5 protein-coding genes and 2 pseudogenes are annotated in these 5,403 nt (G+C 60.1%); all 7 read left to right on the plus strand.

Translation table 11 applies throughout. The annotated features are described in order from the left end of the window. Positions 1-445: pseudogene (locus C9413_RS26985) on the plus strand (Na+/H+ antiporter subunit D); the annotation flags it as partial. A gap of 8 nt (positions 446-453) precedes the next feature. Further along, the gene (locus C9413_RS26990) at positions 454-1,929 is read left to right on the plus strand and encodes an NADH-quinone oxidoreductase subunit M (protein ID WP_040115127.1); all 1,476 of its coding nucleotides are present in this window, start codon (positions 454-456) and stop codon (positions 1,927-1,929) included. Next, positions 1,926-3,365, plus strand: a complete 1,440-nt coding sequence (locus C9413_RS26995) for an NADH-quinone oxidoreductase subunit N (RefSeq protein WP_040115128.1) — start codon at positions 1,926-1,928, stop codon at positions 3,363-3,365. The genes C9413_RS26990 and C9413_RS26995 overlap by 4 nt, the downstream gene beginning before the upstream one ends. Positions 3,366-3,518: 153 nt before the next feature. Continuing rightward, on the plus strand, positions 3,519-3,884 hold the full coding sequence (locus C9413_RS27000) for an NADH-quinone oxidoreductase subunit A (RefSeq protein WP_040115129.1): 366 nt from the start codon (positions 3,519-3,521) through the stop codon (positions 3,882-3,884). Continuing rightward, the gene (locus tag C9413_RS27005) at positions 3,872-4,375 is read left to right on the plus strand and encodes an NADH-quinone oxidoreductase subunit B (RefSeq protein WP_040115130.1); all 504 of its coding nucleotides are present in this window, start codon (positions 3,872-3,874) and stop codon (positions 4,373-4,375) included. The genes C9413_RS27000 and C9413_RS27005 overlap by 13 nt, the downstream gene beginning before the upstream one ends. Next, positions 4,372-4,935, plus strand: a complete 564-nt coding sequence (locus tag C9413_RS27010) for an NADH-quinone oxidoreductase subunit C (protein ID WP_040115131.1) — start codon at positions 4,372-4,374, stop codon at positions 4,933-4,935. The genes C9413_RS27005 and C9413_RS27010 overlap by 4 nt, the downstream gene beginning before the upstream one ends. A 1-nt stretch (position 4,936) precedes the next feature. Beyond that, positions 4,937-5,403, plus strand: a pseudogene (locus tag C9413_RS27015) (NADH-quinone oxidoreductase subunit D); the annotation flags it as partial.

The following is a 5,403-nucleotide window of genomic DNA, read 5'->3' on the forward strand; positions in this document are numbered from 1 at the left end:
ACCCTATCCAGTCGACTTCGAACCATATACGGGCCTCCATATTACGGAGAGCCTCGGCGTGCTGATGTTTACGGCACTGGGTTTTGTCATTTTCCTGCGAGCGCTCGATCCCGAGAATAAGATCAGCCTGGACACCAACTGGTTCTACCGCAAGGGTGCGCGGTACTTCATGTGGCTCGCCGAAAGGCCGCTGGCGCGCTACGAGAAGGCGGTGAGCGAGGTGTCCGAGACAACGGCGCTACCTTTCCTGCACGGGTCGGCACGAGAAGGATTTCGGATCGACCTTAACGGTGTGGACGCCGTCGTGAACGGCGTCGCCCGTTCGATCCTGGGCGGGGGCGCGGCGTTGCGGCGGCTCCCGACCGGTGTCGTGACCCATTATGTACTGGCGATGATCGCCGGTCTGATCGCGGCCGCCGTCGTTTTCGCCGTGGCGTGGCGGTAGGGGGTGCGATGGGATTGCCGCTCCTCAGTCTCATTGTATTCACGCCTGCCGCCGGGGCAGTGTTCCTAATGTTTCTCCGCAGCGAGGATGTGGTGCGCTGGACAGCGCTGGGTGTCGCCGTCCTGGATCTGACTCTCTGCATCGCAATGCTGGCCGGCTTCGACACGACGACACACGAGATGCAGTTCACCGAGAGGCACCCGTGGGTACCTTCGCTCGGGATCACCTATGCGCTCGGTATCGATGGGATCAGCGCGCTCTTCGTGTTCTTGACCGCACTGCTGGGATGGATCTGCGTGCTCGCCTCGTGGGTTGCGATCGAGAGCAAGGTGAAGGAGTTCATGGTGAGCCTGCTCGTCATGCAGGCGTTGATGCTGGGGGTATTCAGCGCCCTCGACCTGTTTCTGTTTTATGTTTGCTGGGAGGCAATGCTGATCCCGATGTACCTGATAATCGGGGTGTGGGGCGGTGATGGCCGGGTCTATGCCGCGTTCAAGTTCTTCCTCTACACGCTGGCGGGCAGCCTACTGTTCCTGATCGGTGTCATTGTGCTCTATTTCCACGGCGGCAGGACCTTCGACATACTCGCGCTCACAGGTCAGGATTTGCCGTTCTGGATCCAATCCTGGCTTTTCTTCGCCTTTCTGATTGCCTTCGCCGTGAAGGTGCCGATGGTCCCGGTTCATACCTGGCTGCCGGACGCTCATGTACAGGCGCCGACGGCTGGCAGCATCATCCTGGCCGGAGTGCTCCTGAAGATGGGCGCCTACGGGTTCTTGCGGTTCTCGCTGCCGATACTGCCGGAGGCGTCGATATACTATTCGACGCTGATGCTGGCGCTTTCGGCGCTCGCCATCGTCTATGGCGGATTGCTTGCGCTGGCGCAGGACGATCTGAAGAAGTTGGTCGCCTATTCCAGCATCAGTCATATGGGTTTCGTAACACTGGGGATTTTTGCGCTGAACCTGCGCGGGCTCCAGGGCGGCATCCTGCAAATGTTCAATCATGGCGTAACGACGGGCGCATTGTTCCTCTTCGTCGGTCTGATCTACGAGCGGACGCATACGCGCAGTATCGCCGACTATGGCGGGCTGATGAAGGTGGCGCCGATCTATACTGCGTTTCTGGCGCTGTTCACCTTGTCGTCGATGGCCCTGCCGGGAACGAATTCTTTCATCGGCGAGTTGCTGGTGCTGTCGGGCGGATTTGCGGCCAACCTGGCCGCCGGCGCGGCCGCGGTCGTAGGCGCTTTGCTGAGCGCGGCCTATCTTCTTGGCATGTACAGGAGAGTAGCACTTGGTCCAGCCAGCATCGGCGCCCGCTTCAAGATACGTGACGTGAACGCCCGCGAGATGGCTGCGATCCTGCCGCTGGCTGTCTTCGTGCTTTGGGTGGGGCTCTATCCGAAACCCTTTCTCAACATCATCGACGTCTCGGTGAAGCATTTGCTGGCGCACGTGCACACCACGGGGAGCGGCCAATGACCGCCGCCGCGCTTTTCCAGTCTGCTTTAGCGAGCCTGCCCGAGATCGTGGTGATCACTGGCGCCTGTATCCTGCTGATCCTTGGCCAGCTTGTGCGCAAGGGGCAGGAACATGTCTTTGTGTGGGCATCCGTCGCCGTCGTGCTGATTGCTGCCTTGGGGACACTCATGCTGGCGAGCGAGGTACGGCCGGCCTACACGGGCATGTTCGTCGCCGACGGCTTTGCGGTCTTTTTCAAGTTCGTGTTCTATTTAGCCACTGTTTTGACATTCTTCCTGTCGCGAAAATATGCAGACATTGAGGGGATTGAAAGTAGCGAATACTATGTTCTGCTGCTCTTCGCCCTGTCGGGAATGATGATCATGGCCTCGGCGACCGATCTATTGTCGCTTTATGTGGGCCTCGAACTGATGGTGCTCTGCACCTATGTACTGACCGGTTTCTTGCGAAGAGAGCCGCGTTCGAACGAAGCGGCACTGAAATACGTGATCCTTGGCGCGGTCTCGACCGCGATCTTCCTCTATGGCGTTTCGCTCGTTTACGGGCTCACCGGCACGACGCAACTGGACGGCATGACGGCCGCGGTGACCGGCGATCGGCTCGATCCCGGATTGCTGCTGGCGGTGGTCTTCATCGTCGCGGGGTTGGTCTTCAAGGTCGGCGCGGTGCCGTTCCATATGTGGGTGCCGGACGTCTACGAGGGCGCGCCGACGACGATCACGGCTTTCATGTCTGTGGGGCCGAAGGCTGCGGGGTTTGCGGCGATCCTGCGGGTGTTCCTCAACCCGCTGGTTGCAGCTTCGGACGCCTGGGTCGTTGTCGCCGTCATTGCGGTAGCGACTATGGCACTCGGCAGCTTCGTGGCGCTGGTGCAGGACAATTTCAAGCGCCTCCTGGCCTATTCCAGCATCGCCCATGCCGGGTTCGCCATTTTCGGCGTGGTAGCCGGCGGAGCGGACGGCATCGCCAGCGTGATGCTCTACCTGCTGATCTATTCTTTGATGAACCTCGGCATTTTCGGCATCGTCATCATGATGCGCAACGGCGATTTTTCGGGCGAAATAATCGAAGAGTACGCGGGCTTTGCCAGGTCGCATCCCGGGCTGGCGCTTCTGATGCTGCTCTATCTGTTCTCGCTGGCCGGCATTCCTCCGACAGCCGGGTTCTTCGCCAAGTTCTACGTGCTGGTCGCGTTGGTCGAGCGGGGTTTCGTCATGCTGGCGGTGATCGCAGTGCTCTTGAGCGCCGTCGCCGCCTACTTCTACATCCGCATCGTCATGGTGATCTACATGCGCGAGCCACGCAGGGTGTTTGACCCGGCTCTGACGCCCCTGGTTCGCGCGACCCTCGCCTTCACCGCCGTAGGCACTCTCGGAATCGGCCTATTTCCGGAACGGTTCCTCAGGCTTGCTCAAGGTGCGGTGTTTGGAGGCTGATCTATTGGATTTGCAATGGTTCCCCCGAGGGAATACACTGACAATTGAAGAAAGGAGCGCCCAAGTCACTTACTGGGGCGACCGCATTGCCGGCCCGGAGGGGTCGGTCGCGGCCTGAGCAAGGCCCTCGGTGGGTGACCGGGGAAATGCGACATGTCTGCAATGGAATTTCTGCCTGTTCTCTTCATGGCCGCCGGAATTGTTCTGGTGGCGATGATGACGCTTTTCGTCTCGTCGCTGCTGCGCCCCTCCAATTCCTATCCCGCAAAGAACATGCCCTACGAATGCGGCATGGACCCGTCGGGCGAAGCTGCCGGGGGCCGCTTCAGAGTGCCGTTCTTTATCCTTGCGATACTGCTGGTGGTCTTCGATGTCGAGGCAATGTTCCTCTTTCCCTGGGCCGTCGTTCTGAAAGAGATCGGGCTCATCGGGTATATTGAGATGTTCGTCTTCATGTTGCTGCTTCTCGTGGGGTTCGCCTACGCTTGGCTGAAGGGAGCGTTGGAATGGGAGGAATAAACAACGCGATCCGCGATAGTGTACTGTTCACCACGGCCGACAGCATTATCGGCTGGAGCCGGCGGTCAGCCCTATGGCCTGAGACCTTCGGCATTGCTTGCTGCGCCATCGAGATGATCTCGGCCGGTTGCGCGCGTTATGATCTCGACCGGTTCGGCGTGGTGTTCCGCCCTTCACCACGTCAGTCCGATGTGATGATCATCGCCGGCACCGTGACCCGGAAATTCGCGCCCGTCGTGCGTCGGCTCTACGACCAGATGCCGGAACCGCGCTGGGTGATCGCAATGGGCACCTGCGCCATTTCGGGCGGGGTTTACAACACCTACGCCGTGGTGCAGGGGTCGGAGACTTTCGTGCCCGTCGACGTTCATGTGCCCGGCTGTCCCCCGCGGCCCGAGGCGTTGATGCATGGCTTCCTCCTGCTTCAAGAGAAGATCAAGAGGTCCCGCGCGCTGGCCGGGACGCGTCTGGATCGGGTTGCATCATCATGAGTGTAGGGCGGCCTCTCGATCATGGTCCGATCATGGAGCGTTTCGGAGGGGCAATCGAGGACCTCGGCTGCGCGCACGGCATTCACGTCTTTGCTGTTCCTCCCGAGACGATCGTCGAGTTCTGCCGGTTCCTGAAGGAACATCCAGCGCTGCGATTCAACTTCCTCTCGGACATCTGTGGGGTTGATCATTATCCCGAAACACCGCGATTCGAAGCGGTATACCACCTTTACTCGCTGCCCAACCGGTGGCGGATTCGCATCAAGTGCTGGCTTGGCGATCCGCCGCAGCTTTCCTCGGTTACGGGCGTTTGGCGCACCGCCAACTGGCATGAACGCGAAGCCTGGGACATGTACGGGATCAGGTTCGAGGGTCACCCAGACCTGCGCCGGATCTACATGTGGGAGGAATTCGAGGGCTTCCCGCAGCGCAAGGACTTTCCGCTGCGCGGATACAAGGATAAGTTGAATCCGTTTGGAGCCGAAGGCCCGCCGCCGACACAGCCGGACCTCGCCACCAGGGATATTCCGCAAGCAGGCCGTTCCGCGCGGGAGAGTTGAGATGACTGAAGTCACCGAGCTCGGCAGGCCTGAAGGCGAAGCGCTCAATACCAGGGAAGTGCTTCTGACCCTCGGCCCGCAGCCCCCCAGCACTCATGGGGTTCTTCGGCTCGTCCTCGAACTGACCGGCGAATACGTCGAGCGCGTCGACCCGCATATCGGCTATCTCCACCGCGGCACCGAAAAACTGGCGGAGAGCTTCACCTATACTCAGATTTTCCCGCTGACGGACCGGCTCGACTACCTCTGCCCACCTTCGAATAACCTGGCATTTGCACTGGCCGTGGAGAAACTCCTCGGCATAGAAGCACCGGTACGGGCGCAGTATATTCGCGTGTTGATGGCCGAGCTGGCACGGATCTCGGGCCATCTCCTGATCACCGGTGCACTGCCGATGGACCTTGGCGCCATGACCGCGTTGCTCTATGCGATGCGCGAGCGCGAGATGATCATGGATCTGTTGGAGAT

The sequence above is a fragment of the Rhizobium sp. SEMIA 4085 genome, assembly GCF_013004495.1.
In the GTDB taxonomy this organism is placed as follows: Bacteria; Pseudomonadota; Alphaproteobacteria; order Rhizobiales; family Rhizobiaceae; genus Rhizobium; species Rhizobium gallicum.

Coding starts and splice junctions, on each gene's coding strand:
- C9413_RS26990 (WP_040115127.1), top strand. CDS start 454: ATGGGATTGCCGCTCCTCAGTCTCATTGTATTCACGCCTGCCGCCGGG.
- C9413_RS27005 (WP_040115130.1), top strand. CDS start 3,872: ATGGGAGGAATAAACAACGCGATCCGCGATAGTGTACTGTTCACCACG.
- C9413_RS27000 (WP_040115129.1), top strand. CDS start 3,519: ATGTCTGCAATGGAATTTCTGCCTGTTCTCTTCATGGCCGCCGGAATT.
- C9413_RS26995 (WP_040115128.1), top strand. CDS start 1,926: ATGACCGCCGCCGCGCTTTTCCAGTCTGCTTTAGCGAGCCTGCCCGAG.
- C9413_RS27010 (WP_040115131.1), top strand. CDS start 4,372: ATGAGTGTAGGGCGGCCTCTCGATCATGGTCCGATCATGGAGCGTTTC.